Source organism: Salicola sp. Rm-C-2C1-2 (assembly GCF_040196175.1).
Lineage (GTDB): Bacteria > Pseudomonadota > Gammaproteobacteria > Pseudomonadales > Oleiphilaceae > Halospina.
Genome location: NZ_JBEFNF010000001.1, coordinates 649,294 through 666,450, shown reverse-complemented (window position 1 = coordinate 666,450; position 17,157 = coordinate 649,294). Strand labels below are relative to the sequence as shown.

The following is a 17,157-nucleotide window of genomic DNA, read 5'->3' as shown; positions in this document are numbered from 1 at the left end:
TGCCGCTGTTCTGCTTCGCGCTGGTAAGCTGTGCCGCAGGGCTGACTGTAACAGGATCTGGCATAGCCCTCCCGGAGATCACGATGGTAAGGCGAGTCACGCCTGGGAGGCTGAACGTTCCACGAAACCGACTAAGCTGGGGGTTGCAAACCTGGCTGCACCGGCTGAGTTCCAGCACGAACCAGATGCTTGAGGTAATGAAAAAGGTTTACTCATGAACGATTCAGATTCCCCCAAAATGGATTTTGAACAGGCTGCGCATCGTACTCTGCAGGATGTCTTCGGTTACGAGAACTTCCGTGGCCGCCAGCTCGAGATCATCCGCTCACTGGTGGAAGGCCGCAACGCGCTGGTGCTGATGCCCACCGGCGGCGGAAAATCGCTTTGTTACCAGATTCCCGCCCTCATGCAGCGAGGGCTGGCCGTCGTGATCTCTCCTTTGATTGCGCTGATGCGGGACCAGGTGGAGGCTTTGCAGCACAACGGGGTGCGGGCGGCCTGCCTGAATTCCAGTCTGGACCCGGTCATGCAGCGGGATATTGAGCAGTCCGCACTGGACGGCGAGCTGGACCTGCTGTACGTGGCGCCGGAGCGGCTGCTCACCGAGGGCATGCTGGGGCTTCTGGAGCGCGCGGAGATCGGCCTGTTTGCCATCGACGAAGCGCACTGTGTCTCCCAGTGGGGGCATGACTTCCGGCCGGAATACATGAAACTGGATGTGTTGCGCCAGCGCTTCCCTCAGGTGCCACGCATTGCCCTCACCGCCACAGCGGACCAGCGCACGCGCGAGGAGATCGGCCGCCAGTTGCTGCCGGACGGCGGCGAGACTTACGTGGCCAGCTTCGACCGGTCCAACATCCATTACCGCGTCGGCCTCAAGGGTAACGCCCGCCAGCAGCTTCTGACCTTTATCCAGAAACGCCATGCGGGGCATTCCGGCATTGTCTACTGCATGAGCCGCAAGCGCACCGAGTCCACCGCCGAGTACCTGAGCAGCCAGGGCGTGCCGGCGGTGGCCTATCACGCGGGGCTGGCCAGTGAGACCCGCCAGCATCACCAGGAGCGGTTCCTGCACGAGGAGGGACTGGTGGTGGTCGCGACCGTGGCCTTCGGCATGGGCATCGACAAGCCGGACGTGCGCTTCGTGGCGCACCTGGACCTACCCAAGAGCATCGAGGCGTACTACCAGGAGACGGGCCGCGCCGGGCGTGACGGGGAGCAAGCCGAGGCCTGGATGGTTTACGGCCTGCAGGACGTCTACCAGGTGCGCCAGATGCTGGCGGACTCAAGCGCCGGCGAGCTCCAGCAGAAGGCGGAGCGCGAACGGCTGGAGGCTCTGCTCTCTTTCTGCGAGGCCACCGGCTGCCGCCGGCAGGTGCTGCTGCAGTACTTTGGCGAACCCCACGAGGGTAGCTGCGGGAACTGCGACAACTGCCTGCAGCCCCCGAAAACCTGGAATGCCACCGACCCCGCCCGCAAGGCACTCTCCTGCGTCTACCGCACGGGCCAGCGCTTTGGGGCGGCCCATGTGACGGACGTCCTTATGGGCAAGACCAACGACCGTCTAAACCGCCTGGGTCACGACCAGCTCAGTACCTTTGGCATCGGCACGGACCTTTCCAAACAGGCCTGGCACTCGATCCTCCGCCAGCTCCTGGCCCACGGGCACCTGCAGAGCGACCCCGAGGGTCACGGCGGCCTTCAGCTCGCCACGCGCTGCCGCGAACTGCTGCGCGGCGAGGCATCTGTCGAACTGCGCGAGGACATGCTGCCCTCAGCGAGCAAACGCAAAGCCGCCGGCTCGGGCCGCAAGGCACCGCCGGATGTACCCGATGGCCCGCAGTGGGAGCGGCTACGCCAGTTCCGCAAGGAACTCGCAGACGCCGAGGGGGTCCCGCCCTATATCATCTTCAAGGACGCCACTCTTAAGGAAATGCTCCACGCCAAACCGAAGACGCTGGGTGACATGGCCTCAGTACCAGGCGTCGGGCAGGCGAAGCTGGAGCGCTACGGCGAGCAGTTCCTGAACGTGCTCAAGGCTCTTGAGGATATGGCCGAGGAAGCCTGACTCAATGGAACCGATTGACTACAACGGTACGCCCACCCTGAGCTTCCGTCAGGTTGATGAGATGAACGGGTTCACCAAGGGCACAACCTTCCGGCTATTCAAGCACTCCGGTGATGCCCTCGAGCAAGGGCGGGATTTTTTCTACCTGCCCTCGCCGGAGCACAGTGAGTGGATCGCCACCCTGCAGGCCGAGGGCAGGGTCTACCCGTCATCACGCCACCTGGTGTTGCTCACCCGCGAAGGGTATGAGCGGCTGCAACGCCTCTAGCCGGACGTTTCGCCAGCGTTACGCCGCTCATTCAGCTGCCATGCAACCCAAACCACCACCAGCAGCACGGCAGTTGTCGCTCCCACCACCTCCATCCAGACGCCCAACCGCTGCTGGATCAGCGTTTGCTTTTCAGCCACTCTGAAAGCCGTGGGACCTACTACTGCAGCCACGCATCTCCGGATCCTGAAAATGATCATCGATCCACACGGCCATCGTCTCCAGGGATCAGTACCCGGATCACTTCAATCCGGTCGTAATCTATGAAAAAGGCGGGGAAACCGACGGCGCGGACGCCATCGGAATGGTAGACCACAATCTGATCGCGCAGCACCTGCCTGCCCCGGCCGCACGCTGCTACTTCGTCGGTCCGGAAGCCTTCATGCAGACGGTTGATGCCGCCCTGGATGCTCTGGGCGTGAGCGAAACCGGCGCCACTTCGAGCATTTCGGGCCCTCCAGGCCCTTGCGCGCTGCCTGAGGTTACTGAGCCGACGATGGCCACCATTCAAGGGGGCGGCCAAGGGGATAAGGGTACAATGATACTCTTGGCAAACAATACCGCTTCTGCGATCAATCCAGGGAGAGAGCACCATGTCTGCCACCGAATGGATCATCCTCATCGCTGTCCTCGGCTCGCTGCTTGGCGGGGTCTTCATGCTGAAAAACCGGGCTCACGGCCTGAGTGTTTCAAAAGACCAGATGGAACGGATCCGCAAGCGCAAGACGGAGCTGGAAGAACAGGAAAAACGCGACGAAGAAAACAACAAAGAGCTGTAAACGCTGTGTCATAAACAGCCTCTCAATCGCTTTCCCAAAGCTCCGGGCTGGCCTTCTCCGGCACCCGCGCGTGCCTGCTCCAGGGCATGATCAGGAAGTCGCCTTTACCGCCCTGTGTCATATGGCGTTCCGAGCGCAGCGCTCTGTAAAGGCCCAGGCAGATCGCAATCAATAGAAAGGACATCAGGAAACCAAGGGAGATGGAAGCATCCTGAATCGCGCGCAACCCGCCCACAATCAGCAGAATCGCAGCAACAGACCCCTCAGAAACGGCCCAGAAAACGCGCTGCGCACGCGGCGGATTGGGGTGACCGCCCGAGGTGACCATGTCGTCCACCAGCGACCCCGAATCCGAAGACGTAATGAAGAAAATCACGATGACCACCGTCGCCCACATCATAGTTACGCTCGCCAACGGCAACGCACCGAGCAACGCATGCAGCGACAGCGACACATCGTCCTGAACAATCTGATTCAACCCCCCATCGCCGAAAAGCTCGATGTGAAGCGCCGAACCACCAAAGACCGACAGCCAGACAAAGGTGACCAGCGTCGGAACCAGCATCACTGAAAACACAAACTCGCGCAGGGTGCGCCCACGGGAAATGCGGGCCACAAAAACGCCCACAAAGGGCGACCAGGAGATCCACCAGCCCCAGTAGAACATAGTCCAGGTTGCTTGCCAGTCAGTGTTGCGGGTGTACTCCACCCACAGGCTCATCTCAGGCAGCTTCTGGATGTAGATCCCCAGCGTCCCCACCAGCGTGTCCAGAATGTAGACGGTTTGGCCTGCCAGGAGGACGAACATCATCAAGCCGAAGGCCAGCGACAGATTGATCAGGCTCAACCGCCGGATGCCTGACTTGATCCCGGAAACCACCGAAATGGTGGCAACCAATGTGATCAGGGCGATGATCCCCACCTGCACATTCGTCTGGAGCGGAATGTCCATGTACTGGGAAAGACCACTGTTGATCTGCATGGCGCCCAGCCCCAGAGACGTGGAAACACCCAGGAGGGTGCCCACCGTGCAGAGAATGTCCACACCATGTCCGATTGGCCCTTCAATGTGACGCCCGATCAACGGGTGAAGAATGGATCGCGGGGCAAGCGGAAGATCATGACGGAAATGGAAATAGGCAATGGAGGCGCCGAACAGAATATAGATAGCCCAGGGATGCAGTCCCCAGTGAAAGAAGGTGTAGCGCATGGCTTCCTTGGCAGATTCCGGCGTGCCGCCCTGCGCAAACAGCGGATTGGCGTGATGGTAAAGCGGCTCGGCCACAGCCCAGAACACAAGGCCCGTGCCCATGCCGGCACTGAACAGCATGGCAAACCAGGCCCGATAGCGAAATTCCGGCCGTGAATCCGGCGGCCCCAACCGCAGCCGGCCATAGGGGCTGACCATCAGCCAAAAGGCAAAGACCACGAACACAGTGACGATCAGAGCGTAGTACCAGCCAAATGTCTGGGAGATGGTCTGCTGAGCGGTGGCAAACGCATCACTCGCCGTCGCGGTAAAAAGACCACCAAAAACACAGAACGCAATGACACACAGCGCCGAGCCGATGAATACCGGCGGGGACATTCTCTCAGTGAACCGATGCCACCCATGTGCAAGCCCTGCTCTGAGTCCGCCCATGTTCTGAATCCTTGAAAAATGCTGATGACGTTCAGCCGGTATTGGATACCATAACCGGCGATGATGACCGGCTTATGATAGAGCCTTAGCGCGTCTCAAGCCATCCGTTGCAGGAGACGCACAGTGTCGTCCCACCCCAGACACGGATCCGTAATGGACTGCCCGTGAGTCAGCTCGCCATGGTCTTTCTGCTTACCATCAACCAGGAAGCTTTCAAGCATGATGCCGATAATACGCCGGTTACCCGCATTGCGTTGCCGCAGCAGCTCACGCGCAATATCGGGCTGGCGTCCATGCTCCTTGCACGCATTATCATGGCTGCAGTCCACCATTACTGAGGGATTCAGTCCGCTCTCGCGAAGCTGCTGCTGGGCGGCCGTAACGCTGGCCTCATCGTAATTGGTAATCCCTCGACCACCGCGCAGCACCAGATGGGTGTCAGGATTGCCCGGTGTCTGGATCATGGCGGGGCGCCCGTGAAGGTCGGTCCCCAGCCGATAATGCGGCGAAGCAGCGGACTGCATAGCATTCAGGGCCATACCATGACTGCCATCGGTGCCGTTTTTGAAACCCACCGGCATGGGCAACTGACTTGCCATTTCCCTGTGGAGTTGCGACTCCGTGGTCCGCGCGCCAACAGCCGTCCAGCTCACAAGATCGGACAGATAATCCACCGCCATGGGGTTGAGCGCCTCGGTGGCCAGCGCCAGACCCAGCTGGGCCAGATTCAAAAGCAGACGCCGGCTGCGAACCAGTCCCTGCGCCAGATCACCTTCACCAGTGCGCTCCGGATCATACAACAGCCCTTTCCACCCTACCGTGGTGCGGGGCTTTTCAAGGTAGGCGCGCATCACGATGAGGCAGCGGTCCTGGAGGGTTGCCGCCAACTCCGCCAGCCGCTCACCGTACTCGAGCGCAGCCACTTCATCATGCACCGAACAGGGCCCCACAACCACGAGCAGCCGGTCATCCTCACCCCTGAGAATAGCCCGAACCGCCTCCCGCTGCCCTTCCACCTGGGCCGCCAACTCCTCGGGACAGGGCAACTGGCGTCTCAGCTCCGCAGGCGTTGGCAGATCCTGGACGGCAGCGGCATCACCCGTTTGCCCGGTTTTCTCGATTGTTGTTTCTGACTCAGTCATTGGCATAACCATTCATTTGCTCCCATAAAAAAACCCCGACGGCCGGCTGCCAGTCGGGGTTTTGATCCGTTGGCAGCCCTGCTTTCTGCCGGGCCGCCCCTGGGGTGTGAGGTATCGTCAGGCGTGGCCCGGTGTGCGACTGAAAAAGAAAAAGCCGTAACCAAACCACTGGTGATACACAGCACCAACGTTACCTGCCGAGTTTCCGGTAGGCTCTGCATCTAATGGCATAGGTGCTGCATTGAAGATCGTCATAGTCGGAACTATAACGCAAACAAACAGGGTTGCAACAACCCGGTCAGTCTTCGGGGAGCGTACGTTTTGGGCCCGTGAACACACTCAACGCCGTGACTGTGCTCAGAATCAGCACCATCCCCAGGATCTGGAGCATCACCAAGCTTTCGTCCAGGACCGCAACACCGAACAGCGAGGCTGTAACCGGCTCAACCATTGCCACAATCGAGGCCACGGCCGGCGCCGTATGGTTCAGGCCAATGATGTAGAAAATGAACGATAGCCCCGCCCCCAGAATTCCCAATGTGACAAACAGAGGCCAATCCGGAGTGCTAAGCGCAATGGCAATTTCGCTGGAATCCCCGAAAACTCCGAGAATGATGACCAGCGCCGTGAAGGCAATCGTGAGAATTGCCTGAGGGCTGCCGTGGGGTGCCGCATACTTGAAGCCGAATATAAAGATCGCATACGACAGGCCCGCGAGCAGCCCCGCGCCAACGCCAAGCCCCGTGACACCGCCCGCGTTCACGTCATAGATACGAGTGAGCAGCACGATGCCCACCATTACCATCACGATAGCAGCCCATTTGAGGCGCGTGGGGCTTTCCAGCTTGAGCGCAAACGAGAGAAGGTAGACAAACACCGGCGCGCAATACATCAGCGTTGCTGCCACCGCGACACTGCCTTCAGAAATGCTCAAAAAGTAGAACGAGAAGTTACCTGCCACGCCTAGCCCGGCAACTGCCGACCAGAACCAAAGCTTACGGTTGGTCAGCCCGCTGTTGCCCGGGCGAATCGCCAGCCAGCCCAGAACAAACACCAGGCCGATCGCCCCACGGTAGAACGAAACCACGAACGCATCCCAGCCGTCCGCCATGAGGATACCGCCAATACCGCCGGATAGCCCCCAGCACAGGGAAGCCAGCATTACCAAAGCCGTTGCACCTGCCATCAAACCTCCTGACTGCCGGGTGGGATAAAGGGTAAGAAGCCTAGTGCAGGAACAACAGCTGCGTCCAGTTGCGGGTTTCCGAAAACCCTTAACACCTGCATTCTGTGTACGGCGCATCGGCGTTCGTTACTGTCATAAGGCCCCGGAGCCTACCAATGCTCATCTACACCCTCTGTGTGCTGGCCGCTATTGGCGCGCTCATCTTCTACCTATTCTTCTATCGCCACTTGTGGCGACACAAGCAACTCAAGCATCCATTCCCGAACCACTGGCGGGAAGTGCTCCGACACCAGCTCCCTTTATACCACCAGTTGCCTGCTCAGCTCAGGCTCCAGCTGGAGCAGCATGTGCAGCTGTTCCTGGCCGAAAAACCCTTCTACGGCTGTGATGGATTTGAGGTGGACGACACCGTGCGCCTCACCATTGCTGGCCACGCCTGCCTGTTGATCGTTGCGCGCAGTTTCTCGGATTTCGATGAAATCAACAGCATCCTTGTCTACCCAGGCGAGTATTACGCCAGAGGAGTTGAAAGTGATGGGCTGGTGGTCAGCGTGAGCAACCAGGTCCGCGCCGGCGAAGCCTCAGACCGTGGCCAGGTGGTGCTGGCCTGGACCGATTGCGAGAAAGGCGCAGTTCATCCCCACGGCCACCACAACGTGATCCTTCATGAATTTGCTCATCAACTGGATTATCTGGACGGCACCGCCGACGGCGCACCACCGCTCAGCGGCGAGCAGGCCCGGCACTGGCAGGAAACCATGAGCCATGCCTATGAACAGCTGCGCCACTCACTGCGTCATCATCGCAAATCCTGGCTTGATCCTTATGGCGCAACCCAGCCAGCGGAATTTTTTGCCGTGTTGACGGAGACCTTTTTTCAGCAGCCCGGTCACCTCAAAGCGAAACAGCCGTATGTCTATAACGAGCTCTGTGGTTTTTACCGGCTGGACCCACTCAATCTCGATGCCCCAGAAGACAATACCTGCGATTAGACGCGCGCCTGTCGCCCGTACCAGAGCGCAGTTAACGATGTTTGTACTGAGTTGGGCAATAACCTCGGCCCACTTTCGGACTTCGTAGCTTTCGATGTTTTGTTGAACGACCAGACACTCTTGAACGCCACAATTCGAAGCTGCGGCGCTTCAAACGACAACGCATCAACCGAATCACCTCAGACTCCTTAAGGCCAAACTGCGATTCAATGGCCTCAAACGGCGTTCTATCCTCCCATGCCATTTCGATGATTCTTGACTCGTCTTCTTCGGCCAGTTCCATCAGTACTCACTTAAAGTAGGCTTCCAGTGAATTACGTGACTCGCTGGCCCTGAGTTCAATAGTGATGTTTTGGGGCCCGTATTGGGTAGGAAATGACAAGGGCGAGAGGAGGGATTGCCGGCGCCATGGCTCTGGCCACGACGCCGCAGCAGGCGTGGTAGCCCGATCAGAATTCCAAACAGATCTTTCCAAAGTGTTTGCCGGTTTCCTCATGCCGGAACGCATCCGCAATGTCGTCCAGCTTGAAGCTACGGTCAATCACTGGCTTGAGGCCGGTAGCGTTGATGGCATTCACCATATCGATCTGGTGTCGGCGGCTGCCGACGAGCAGGCCCTGAAGCCTGGCCTGTTTGGCCATGAGCTTGGCGGTGGGCACGTCGCCGCCGCTGCCGGTGAGCACACCGATCAGGGAAATAAGCCCGCCTACGCGGATGGCCTCAATGGACTGGGCCACGGTGCCAGGGCCGCCCACCTCGATCACCTGGTCCACGCCCTGGCCGTTGGTGAGCTCTTTCACCGTCTTACCCCACTTGGGGTTCTCCTTATAGTTGATGGTGTGCTGGGCGCCCATGTTCTTCAAGCGAGCAAGCTTTTCATCAGAGGAAGAGGTGGCGATGACGTTAACGCCCATGGAGCGCGCAAACTGAAGAGCAAAGATGGAAACGCCACCAGTGCCCAGAATGAGGATGGTATCGCCGGCTTTGATGTGATTGTCCACAGTCAGGGCACGCCAAGCGGTGAGACCGGCGGTGGTGAGCGTGGCGGCCTCGGCGTGGCTGTAACCTTGCGGGGCGTGAGTGAAGCTCTTGGCCGCACGCACAACCTGTTCGCGGGCGTAGCCGTCCACGCCATCACCAGGCACAGTGGTGAAATTGCCCTGCTGCGGCTCGCCTTCCAGCCAGGGCGGAAAGAAGGTGGAGACGACGCTGTCACCCACGGCGAATTCCTCAATACCCTCGCCCACGGCTTCCACCTCACCGGCACCGTCAGACATGGGGATACGGCCATCTTCGGTGGGGATGCCGCCATTAGCCACAAGGTAGTCATGGAAGTTGAGAGAGTTGGCATGCACCCGCACACGGATCTCGCCGGGCCCGGGTTGGCCGGGTTCGGCCTGGTCACTGACCTGGAGTTTATCAAGCCCGCCGGGGCTGGTGACGGTAACCGTTTTCATGGCGTTTTCTCCTGTTGAGTTGCGGGGTTGCGGATCTTGAGACTCATCATTGAGCGTCATTCTATTGGCGTCAAGCGGCGCCTAAAATTCCACGGTGCGATTAACCGCACAGGCCACTGCCTTCCCTATTCCGGTTAGCGTTTCGAACTCTCTTGAAAAAGGGAACTGCGCCACGGAAACTTACCAGTCTGTTATCTTACACCTAATTCTGGATTATTGATGTCCGCTGACGGGAACTACCGGAAAGCATCCGAGACCTTTCCCGATGAAGCAGTGCGGACCTGAGGAGGCTGACCATGAAAACAGGGCTTATTGTCGATTCCGCCTGCGACATCCCCCATGAGTTCAGCAGAGAGCATGGGCTCTTCATTCTGCCGGTTACCGCTCACATTGATGACCAGACCTACACTGATACCCACGACCCCAAGCTGACACAGGAGTTTTACGATCAGGGACTCCTCCAGAAGGGTCACCACGCTGAGACTGAAGCCTTCTCGGCGGAACAGATTCATAAGCTGTTCATGGAACAGATCGTGGAGAACTATGACCTGGCGATCTGTGAGACGGTCACCCGTTCGCGCAGTAAGATCTACGAAAACGCCAGTGTCGCCATGAACACGGTTCTGGCGGAATACCGCCGCCAACGCGATGCAGCCGGGGACACAGGCAATTTCTCCATGCGGGTGGTCGACAGCAAGCAGATCTTTGCCGGTCAGGGGCTGCTGGCCGCCCACACGACCCGCCTGCTGCAGCAGAATCTGGACAAGAACGCGCTGCGCCACGAAGTCGAGGCCTTCACGGATAATATCTACAGTGTAGTGATCCCGAGAGACCTGCACTACATCCGGGAACGCGCCCGGCGCCGGGGCGACAATAGCGTCTCGGGGCTGGTGGCCTTTCTCGGCAAGGCACTGAACATCACTCCAGTGATTTTCGGCAAGGGCGCGGAGGGCAAACCGGCCACCAAAACACGCGGTTTTGAGCCAGCGGTTGAGAGGGTAATGAACTACGCCGTGGCACGAGTGGAAGCCGGGCTGCTCACACCTTACGTCGCGCTCTCCTGCGGCATGGAATGGGATGAGATCGAGGCTCTGCCCGGGCTGCAGCGGCTGCGCGACGCCTGTAAGGCGCATGGAGTGGAACTACTGCTTTCACAGATGGGCATTACCAGCACCATCTACATTGGGCCGGGGAGCCTGTGCCTGGCGCTCGCGGCTGAAACCCACGAGTTCAACGACTTCCAGTAAACCGGTCCCCGGCTGTAGGGGGCGCTGTGTTATGCTTTGCACACTAATGAACACAGCGGAGCCGATATGACAGCGGAAATCGTCATCGTTGGCGGCGGTGCCGGGGGGCTGGAGCTGGCCACCAAACTGGGACGCCGCATGGGGCGCCGGGGTGAAGCGCGCATCACCCTGGTTGATCGCAGCCCTACCCACATCTGGAAACCCCTGCTGCACGAGGTGGCCTCCGGGGCGATGGATTCGTCGGTCGACCAGATCAGCTACCGGGCTGTAGCCCGCCATCGCGGATTCCATTTTGTGCTGGGTGAATTCGCGGGGCTGGACCGCGAGGCCCAGACCATCACACTCAATGCCATTGTTGATGACAACGGCCAGACCATTCTGCCCGAGCGCCAGCTCTCCTACGACTACCTGGTGCTGGCTCTGGGCGGCATTACCAATGACTTCGGTATCCCGGGCGTCAGTCGCCATTGCCAATTTCTGGACTCCCCCGATGAGGCACAGAACTTTCATCAGACCTTTCTGAACACGCTGATGCGGGTCAACAGCGAGCGCAGGACGAACCCTGACGCCTGTGCGCATATCCCCATTGTCGGTGGGGGTGCCACAGGCGTGGAACTGGCTGCCGAGCTGGTCTATGCGGCGGAAACCGTGCATGAATACGGCTTCTCGCAGGCTGATCGCAGCATGCTGCACATTACACTGCTGGAAGCCGGCCCGCGCCTGCTGCCTGCCCTGCCCGAGCGCATCTCGCGGGACACCCTGCGTGAACTCAAGGAGCTGGGCGTGGATGTACGACTGGAAGCTCGCATCACGGAAGCCAGTGCAGACGCCCTGGTGGATCAGCACGGGCACGAATTCCACGGCGACATCATGGTCTGGGCAGCAGGTGTGCAGGGCCCGGCGCTAATGGAACAGCTGGATGGTCTGACCCTGCAACCCAACCGTATGCTCAAGGTAGCGGCCACGCTGCAGTCTGTGGATGACCCTCATATCTTCGCGCTGGGTGACTGCGCCGCCTGCCCCCAGGAGCAGGGTTTTGTCCCGCCGCGGGCCCAGAGCGCCCACCAGATGGCCGACCACGTGGTGGGCAACCTGCGCCGAGCCCTCGACGGGCGCGAGCTCAAAGCCTTCCAGTACCAGGACTACGGGTCACTGGTGAACCTGAGCCAGTATTCCGCCGTTGGTACCCTCATGGGTGGCACATCCAAGGGCAGCCTGCGGGTGGAAGGGCGGCTGGCGCGACTAGTTTACATCTCACTGTACCGGATGCACCAGGTCGCGGTTTTCGGCTGGTTCCGAGGCCTTCTGATGGCGTTTACAGACCGGCTGCACCGGGCTTTCAAGCCCAAGATGAAGCTCCACTGACGGAACTCAGCTTTCAGGCACCAGGCGGTTATTGTCGCGGCGGAGCCTGTGGGGGAGGCTTATATTCATGGCCTCCCGGCCACCGACCTCATCCAGTAGCGCATCCACCGCCCCACGCTGGGGTGCCGTCAGCCCCTGGTAGCAATCCAGTGGGCGCTGCAGTTTCCACTGGGGAAAGCTGAGCAAGGCCCGCTCTTCTTCAACGCCACTCAGGCGGAAACGATGCTCACCCACTTTGCGTGGCAACCGCTGGCTGGGATGCTGGTCTATCCACTGCCCCACGGCCTCTACCGTGTCACGCAATACCGGGAACTGACTTTCGAACTGGTGCTGAAGCAGCGGATACAGAGTTTCAGGCACCCAGTCATCCGGCAGCCAGTCGCCCACACGCGGCTTGCGGGTGTTCATGCGCTCGATCCAGTTGACGACATTCGGGGCACGGCGCCTCATGATGTGCCCTGGCGCGGGATCCCGATAAAGATGAGCGTAGAGCGGCGCCATCAGCCCAAAGTCTCCGATGCTCGCGCGTTCACCCAGAAGGTACGAATGCTCGGCGAAATGGGTGTTGAGCGTATCGAGCACCGAGTAATACCAGTTCTCGATGGCTGAGGCAGTATTGTCCGTGATGCCAAGGAGCGGCAGCATACCGGCGAAACGCTTCGCCAGCCGGCTGCCCGCCATCCGCTGCAATGGCCCGGGGAGCCAAGGTGACACGATCTTGCCAAATTCGCCGTGAACAAAACGCCGGTTTTCCTCCGGAAAATTCCAGCGGAAATGCATCGCCGGGATCAGCAGCCATTCATCAGCGTAGAGTTCCATCAGCAGCGATACCAACCGCTGCTTAGGCGAAGCCGGGTAGATACCGCGTTCGGGAAAATGCTGTTCCAGGGTGTCAATGATCTCAACGGTATCCTGAATAAAATCATGCTCAGGCGTTTCCAGAACCGGAATCATCGCCACGCCCGTCTTCGGGATCAGCACCCGGCGGTAAACCCGGAGCGTGGCCAAACGCTCCTCAAACGGAATGCCCTTGTAACGCAGATAGGAGCGAGTCTTGCCACTGTACAGCGAAAAATACGCTCCGTAGTGAGTAAAAGCGTGGGTCGTGGTCATTGGCGCTCCCTTTCGCTGGGCTGTCAGCCCAGCCAGCGGTACATGACGTGTGCGTCCACAAACCCATATTCCGGATGCTCGAAAGCGCCCGGGAGAGTACCTGTGACTTCAAAGCCATTCCGCTCCCAGACCTTGATCGCCGCCAGGTTGGTCGACACCACCAGATTATACTGCATGGCACGGTAGCCCATATGAGCCGCTTCTTCCATGGAATGGCGGCACATCTCATCAGCCAGGGCACGGCCACGCGCATACTCGGCGACGATGTAGCCGCAGTTGCAGACATGGCTGCCTGGCCCGGGCGCATTGGTCTTCAGGAAATAGGTGCCCAGATACGTCTCGTCATCATTGAGCACAACGTAAGTGCAGTCCGGTTTTTCCACCCAGAACGTGAACGCGTCATCCTCATTTATGTCCATGCGAACGGCGTAGGTTTTTCCGGCGCGGAAGACCGGTTCCAGCATAGCCCAGAGTTCAGGCCAGTCATCCGGCAGAAAAGGTCGGATCTCGGGCATACGAGTCTCCTCAGTCGCCCCAGCGGAAGATGGTGGCGCCAGCCTCGGCATGGCTTACCTGATCCCGGAAGCCAACAAAAAGCTCACGGCCAAGTCCTTCATTGCCGCGGCCCCAGTGCACTGGTTCGCCCTGCTCGCGCTCTGGTTCCCATTGTAGCGCACCCGCAACGGCGTCAATGCGCACCCGGTCGCCGTCACGGATGCGCCCAATGGCTCCCCCGCGCACGGCTTCCGGGTAGACATGGATCGCGCTGGGGATTTTACCGGAGGCACCGGAAAGCCGCCCGTCAGTGAGCAACGCCACCCGCAAACCGTCGCTCTGAAGGCTGGAAAGCACTGGCATCAGCTTGTGCAGTTCCGGCATACCGTTCGCGGCCGGGCCTTGCCCCGGGAGAACAGCTACAAAGTCCTGTTTGAGCGATCCAGTCTGCCAGGCATCCATCAACGCCTGCTGGTCCGCAAAAACCCGCGCCGGCGCTTCGATGCACCACCGGTCCTCGGGCACCGAAGATGTCTTGATGATAGCCCTGCCGAGATTCCCCTGCAGCCGGTGGAAGCCGCTGTCCGCCAGAAAGGGGTCCGTTGCGGAGCGCAGACAACGCGGATCATGGGAGGCTTCCCTAGGCTTGTCCCAGACCAGTCGCCCGGTGTTATCCAGGCTGGCCGGCCTCATATAATCATGGATGGACTCGCCGAACATGACATTCACATCCTCATGCATCAGCCCGGCGCTCAACAGTTCCCGCACCAGGAAGGGCACCCCGCCTGCCTCATCAAAATCGTTGATGTCCGATTCACCGTTGGGGTAAAGACGGGTCAGCAGCGGCACCACCCGAGAGAGCGCGTCGAAGTCTTCCCAGTCGACACGGATGCCGGCCGCACGCCCGATGGCCACCAGGTGAATGCTGTGGTTGGTGGATCCCCCAGTGGCCAACAGCGCAACCATGGCATTAACCAGCGTCTTTTCGGAAACCACCTGTGACAGGGGCCGGTAATCATCTTTGAGATCGGTGACCTCGGTAATATGGCGGCTGGCGGCCTGCGTCAGGGCCTCCCGCAGCTGCGTACCCGGGTTTACGAATGAGGAGCCGGGCAACTGCAGCCCCATCACTTCCATCAGAACCTGATTGGAGTTTGCCGTACCGTAAAAGGTGCAGGTGCCCGGCGAATGATAGGAGCGGCACTCCGCCTGCAACAGTTCATCACGACCAATCTCACCCCTGGCATGCTGCTCCCGGATGCGTGACTTCTCCGCGTTGGCCATCCCCGAGGGCATGGGGCCCGCCGGTACAAAAAGCGCGGGAAGATGACCAAAACGCAGGGCACCGGTTAGCAACCCGGGCACAATCTTGTCGCAGATGCCCAGGCAGAGCACACCGTCGAACACGTTGTGGCTGAGCCCGATGGCGGTGGCCTGGGCGATCAGGTCACGTGAGAACAGCGACAGTTCCATGCCCGGTTGACCCTGGGTTATCCCGTCGCACATGGCGGGCACGCCAGCGGCAAACTGGGCTACATGCCCGACTTGCGCCACCTTACGCCGGATCTGATCCGGGAAGTCGCCATAGGGTTGATGGGCCGAAAGCATCTCATTGTACGCAGAAATGATGCCGACGTTGGCGCTGCGCTCGGTCTGGCGCAGGATCAATTTATCCGAATCGGGTTTTGCGGCCATCACATGCGCCAGGTTGGTACAGCTCATGGTTTCACGCTGCGGGCCGTCTTGGCGGGCACCGGCCATCAGGGCCAGATAACGGTCCCGGCTGGTGGCGCTGCGTTCGCGAATGCGCCGTGTCACTGCCTCAACCGTCGGGTGCATCGTCTATCTCCCTTTCATCCCAGAGTCGACCGTCCCGGGCCAGCAGCATGGTCGCCGCCGACGGCCCCCAGGTCCCGGCCCTGTAGGGCTCCGGGCGGGCGCCTGATTCACGCCATTCTTTAAGGATCGGATCTACCCAGTACCAGGCGGCCATGAGTTCGTCATGACGCACAAACAGGGTCTGATTGTCGTGGATTACGTCGGCAAGCAGCCGTTCATAGGCATCGGGTACCCGCTCCCGCCTCAGTGTCTGCGGGTTCAGGCTGAGCTCGGACATGCGGATGTCCATGGCGGCGCCCGGGCGCTTTTCGCTGAACGCGAGCTGGATGCCCTCGTCCGGTTGCAGCCGGAACACCAGACGATTGGCCATGCTGGCGCGTTGCTGCGGAAATATGGAATGCGGTACAGGCCGGAAATGCACTGCGATCTCGCAGGTGCGCGCCGGCAGGCGTTTGCCCGTACGCAGGTAGAACGGCACCCCGGCCCAGCGCCAGTTGTCGATGGCCACACGCATGGCCACGAACGTCTCGGTGGTACTCTCCCGGACACCAGCGTCCTCAGCGTAACCTGACTCTCCGTTCACCCCGCCAGTATATTGGCCACGTACCACTTGTTCGGCGATTGTGGTGGTATCCATGGGTCTCAGTGCTCTAAGCACCTTCACTTTCTCATCCCGGACCGCGTCCGCATCCAGCGCGTAAGGGGGCTCCATGGCCGTCATGCAAAGCAGCTGCAGCAGATGATTCTGGACCATGTCCCGCAGCGCTCCCACCTCCTCATAGAAAACGCCGCGCCCCGCAACACTGCCGGATTCCGCGATAGTGATCTGGATGTGATCAATAAACCGGTGATTCCACTGATTCTCGAACAGGGAATTGGCGAAGCGCAGGACCAGCAGGTTCTGGACAGTCTCCTTGCCGAGGTAATGGTCAATGCGGAAAATCTGGCGTTCCTGAAAACGCTCACGAACGCCAGCCTCTATGCCAGCCGCAGAGGCGTAATCCAGCCCGATGGGCTTCTCCAGAACAATTCGTGACTGCTCTGATACCAGACCGGCATCACCCAGTGCCCGGGTTATACCGGCATACAGATCGGCGCGGGTGGCGAGGTAGAAAATGCAGCGCTGACTGCCCAGGGTGTCAGGCAGTTTATTCAGTGCCGCAACATCCGTAGCATCCGCTGTCAGGTAACTCAGATGCGCGAGGAAATCCTCAGCTGGGGTGTCTTCCAGTATCTCGGCAAGCTCCGCCCGCCATTCGTCACTGCTTCGGGCGCTACGGCTCACGCCAACCAGCTGCCAGTCCGCGGGCAGAGCCCCGTCGCACCAGAGCGCATACAAAGACGGCACCAAGCGCCGTCGGGCAAGGTCACCGGTGGCCCCGAAAAGGACCAGTGTGAAGGGCATGGCATTGGTCTGCGTCATACTGACAGCATGAGCAATCCCGGCTTGCAGCGCAAATCACACAACCCGCGCCAACGCCCCCTCCTTTTTACGCAACGGATTGTTTACACTGACAGGTTCTGGAATCATCCGCGGATCAGCGACCACCTAACAGGGAATGCC

The 17,157-nt window shown here is 59.9% G+C and carries 17 protein-coding genes; 6 read left to right on the top strand and 11 right to left on the bottom strand.

Features of this window, described 5'->3' with window-relative positions; all coding sequences use genetic code 11:
- Window positions 1-214: 214 nt before the first annotated feature.
- Window positions 215-2,068 carry a DNA helicase RecQ gene (gene recQ / locus AAF659_RS03070; RefSeq protein ID WP_349750224.1) on the top strand — a complete coding sequence of 618 codons (1,854 nt, stop codon included), beginning with the start codon at window positions 215-217 and terminating at the stop codon, window positions 2,066-2,068.
- 4 nt (window positions 2,069-2,072) lie between these two features.
- Window positions 2,073-2,336 (top strand): hypothetical protein, encoded by a 264-nt coding sequence (locus AAF659_RS03065; protein WP_349750223.1) that lies wholly within the window; start codon window positions 2,073-2,075, stop codon window positions 2,334-2,336.
- Here the strand turns inward: AAF659_RS03065 and AAF659_RS03060 are convergent.
- Complete coding sequence (locus AAF659_RS03060; protein WP_349750222.1) at window positions 2,333-2,509, bottom strand: hypothetical protein; 177 nt, start codon at window positions 2,507-2,509, stop codon at window positions 2,333-2,335. The genes AAF659_RS03065 and AAF659_RS03060 overlap by 4 nt on opposite strands.
- 23 nt (window positions 2,510-2,532) lie before the next feature.
- Window positions 2,533-2,847, bottom strand: a complete 315-nt coding sequence (locus AAF659_RS03055) for a hypothetical protein (RefSeq protein ID WP_349750221.1) — start codon at window positions 2,845-2,847, stop codon at window positions 2,533-2,535.
- Between the two features lie 82 nt (window positions 2,848-2,929).
- Here AAF659_RS03055 and AAF659_RS03050 point away from each other — a divergent pair, with 82 nt between their 5' ends.
- On the top strand, window positions 2,930-3,115 hold the full coding sequence (locus tag AAF659_RS03050; RefSeq protein ID WP_349750220.1) for a DUF2897 family protein: 186 nt from the start codon (window positions 2,930-2,932) through the stop codon (window positions 3,113-3,115).
- A 22-nt stretch (window positions 3,116-3,137) separates the two neighbouring features.
- On the opposite strand, the gene AAF659_RS03045 is transcribed toward AAF659_RS03050, so the two are convergent.
- From AAF659_RS03045 to AAF659_RS03035, 3 genes are all read right to left on the bottom strand, one after another.
- The gene (locus AAF659_RS03045; protein WP_349750219.1) at window positions 3,138-4,703 is read right to left on the bottom strand and encodes a BCCT family transporter; all 1,566 of its coding nucleotides are present in this window, start codon (window positions 4,701-4,703) and stop codon (window positions 3,138-3,140) included.
- Between the two features lie 149 nt (window positions 4,704-4,852).
- Window positions 4,853-5,899, bottom strand: a complete 1,047-nt coding sequence (locus AAF659_RS03040; RefSeq protein WP_349750218.1) for a 3-deoxy-7-phosphoheptulonate synthase — start codon at window positions 5,897-5,899, stop codon at window positions 4,853-4,855.
- Window positions 5,900-6,197: 298 nt separating this feature from the next.
- Window positions 6,198-7,085 carry a DMT family transporter gene (locus AAF659_RS03035; RefSeq protein WP_349750217.1) on the bottom strand — a complete coding sequence of 296 codons (888 nt, stop codon included), beginning with the start codon at window positions 7,083-7,085 and terminating at the stop codon, window positions 6,198-6,200.
- Window positions 7,086-7,240: 155 nt separating this feature from the next.
- On the opposite strand from AAF659_RS03035, the gene AAF659_RS03030 reads away from it, so the two are divergent.
- On the top strand, window positions 7,241-8,077 hold the full coding sequence (locus tag AAF659_RS03030) for a M90 family metallopeptidase (RefSeq protein WP_349750216.1): 837 nt from the start codon (window positions 7,241-7,243) through the stop codon (window positions 8,075-8,077).
- 31 nt (window positions 8,078-8,108) lie between these two features.
- Here the strand turns inward: AAF659_RS03030 and AAF659_RS03025 are convergent, their stop codons facing one another.
- Window positions 8,109-8,360 carry a TIGR03643 family protein gene (locus AAF659_RS03025; RefSeq protein ID WP_349750215.1) on the bottom strand — a complete coding sequence of 84 codons (252 nt, stop codon included), beginning with the start codon at window positions 8,358-8,360 and terminating at the stop codon, window positions 8,109-8,111.
- Window positions 8,361-8,526: 166 nt separating this feature from the next.
- A complete protein-coding gene (locus tag AAF659_RS03020; protein ID WP_349750214.1) occupies window positions 8,527-9,534 on the bottom strand; it encodes a zinc-dependent alcohol dehydrogenase family protein in 1,008 nt (335 codons plus the stop codon).
- A 296-nt stretch (window positions 9,535-9,830) separates the two neighbouring features.
- Here AAF659_RS03020 and AAF659_RS03015 point away from each other — a divergent pair, with 296 nt between their 5' ends.
- Window positions 9,831-10,781: a DegV family protein gene (locus AAF659_RS03015; protein WP_349750213.1), complete on the top strand. Its 951-nt coding sequence runs from the start codon at window positions 9,831-9,833 to the stop codon at window positions 10,779-10,781.
- A gap of 66 nt (window positions 10,782-10,847) precedes the next feature.
- The gene (locus AAF659_RS03010; RefSeq protein WP_349750212.1) at window positions 10,848-12,146 is read left to right on the top strand and encodes an NAD(P)/FAD-dependent oxidoreductase; all 1,299 of its coding nucleotides are present in this window, start codon (window positions 10,848-10,850) and stop codon (window positions 12,144-12,146) included.
- Between the two features lie 6 nt (window positions 12,147-12,152).
- On the opposite strand, the gene AAF659_RS03005 is transcribed toward AAF659_RS03010, so the two are convergent.
- Genes AAF659_RS03005 through zwf form a run of 4 tightly spaced genes read right to left on the bottom strand, consistent with a single transcriptional unit; the run spans window position 12,153 to window position 17,016 of the window.
- Window positions 12,153-13,259, bottom strand: coding sequence for a glutathione S-transferase family protein (locus AAF659_RS03005; protein WP_349750211.1), 1,107 nt, complete (start codon window positions 13,257-13,259; stop codon window positions 12,153-12,155).
- Between the two features lie 23 nt (window positions 13,260-13,282).
- Window positions 13,283-13,774, bottom strand: a complete 492-nt coding sequence (locus tag AAF659_RS03000) for a GNAT family N-acetyltransferase (protein WP_349750210.1) — start codon at window positions 13,772-13,774, stop codon at window positions 13,283-13,285.
- A gap of 10 nt (window positions 13,775-13,784) precedes the next feature.
- Window positions 13,785-15,593 (bottom strand): phosphogluconate dehydratase, encoded by a 1,809-nt coding sequence (gene edd / locus AAF659_RS02995; protein ID WP_349750209.1) that lies wholly within the window; start codon window positions 15,591-15,593, stop codon window positions 13,785-13,787.
- Window positions 15,577-17,016, bottom strand: coding sequence for a glucose-6-phosphate dehydrogenase (zwf, locus tag AAF659_RS02990; RefSeq protein WP_349750208.1), 1,440 nt, complete (start codon window positions 17,014-17,016; stop codon window positions 15,577-15,579). Before zwf ends, edd begins: the two co-directional genes overlap by 17 nt.
- Between the last annotated feature and the right edge of the window lie 141 nt (window positions 17,017-17,157).

Excerpts from the sequence above, each read along its gene's own strand:
- recQ (WP_349750224.1), top strand. The coding sequence starts at position 215 with ATGAACGATTCAGATTCCCCCAAAATGGATTTTGAACAGGCTGCGCAT.
- AAF659_RS03065 (WP_349750223.1), top strand. The coding sequence starts at position 2,073 with ATGGAACCGATTGACTACAACGGTACGCCCACCCTGAGCTTCCGTCAG.
- AAF659_RS03050 (WP_349750220.1), top strand. The coding sequence starts at position 2,930 with ATGTCTGCCACCGAATGGATCATCCTCATCGCTGTCCTCGGCTCGCTG.
- AAF659_RS03045 (WP_349750219.1), bottom strand. The coding sequence starts at position 4,703 with ATGTCCCCGCCGGTATTCATCGGCTCGGCGCTGTGTGTCATTGCGTTC.
- AAF659_RS03040 (WP_349750218.1), bottom strand. The coding sequence starts at position 5,899 with ATGACTGAGTCAGAAACAACAATCGAGAAAACCGGGCAAACGGGTGAT.
- AAF659_RS03035 (WP_349750217.1), bottom strand. The coding sequence starts at position 7,085 with ATGGCAGGTGCAACGGCTTTGGTAATGCTGGCTTCCCTGTGCTGGGGG.
- AAF659_RS03030 (WP_349750216.1), top strand. The coding sequence starts at position 7,241 with ATGCTCATCTACACCCTCTGTGTGCTGGCCGCTATTGGCGCGCTCATC.
- AAF659_RS03025 (WP_349750215.1), bottom strand. The coding sequence starts at position 8,360 with ATGGAACTGGCCGAAGAAGACGAGTCAAGAATCATCGAAATGGCATGG.
- AAF659_RS03020 (WP_349750214.1), bottom strand. The coding sequence starts at position 9,534 with ATGAAAACGGTTACCGTCACCAGCCCCGGCGGGCTTGATAAACTCCAG.
- AAF659_RS03015 (WP_349750213.1), top strand. The coding sequence starts at position 9,831 with ATGAAAACAGGGCTTATTGTCGATTCCGCCTGCGACATCCCCCATGAG.
- AAF659_RS03010 (WP_349750212.1), top strand. The coding sequence starts at position 10,848 with ATGACAGCGGAAATCGTCATCGTTGGCGGCGGTGCCGGGGGGCTGGAG.
- AAF659_RS03005 (WP_349750211.1), bottom strand. The coding sequence starts at position 13,259 with ATGACCACGACCCACGCTTTTACTCACTACGGAGCGTATTTTTCGCTG.
- AAF659_RS03000 (WP_349750210.1), bottom strand. The coding sequence starts at position 13,774 with ATGCCCGAGATCCGACCTTTTCTGCCGGATGACTGGCCTGAACTCTGG.
- edd (WP_349750209.1), bottom strand. The coding sequence starts at position 15,593 with ATGCACCCGACGGTTGAGGCAGTGACACGGCGCATTCGCGAACGCAGC.
- zwf (WP_349750208.1), bottom strand. The coding sequence starts at position 17,016 with ATGACGCAGACCAATGCCATGCCCTTCACACTGGTCCTTTTCGGGGCC.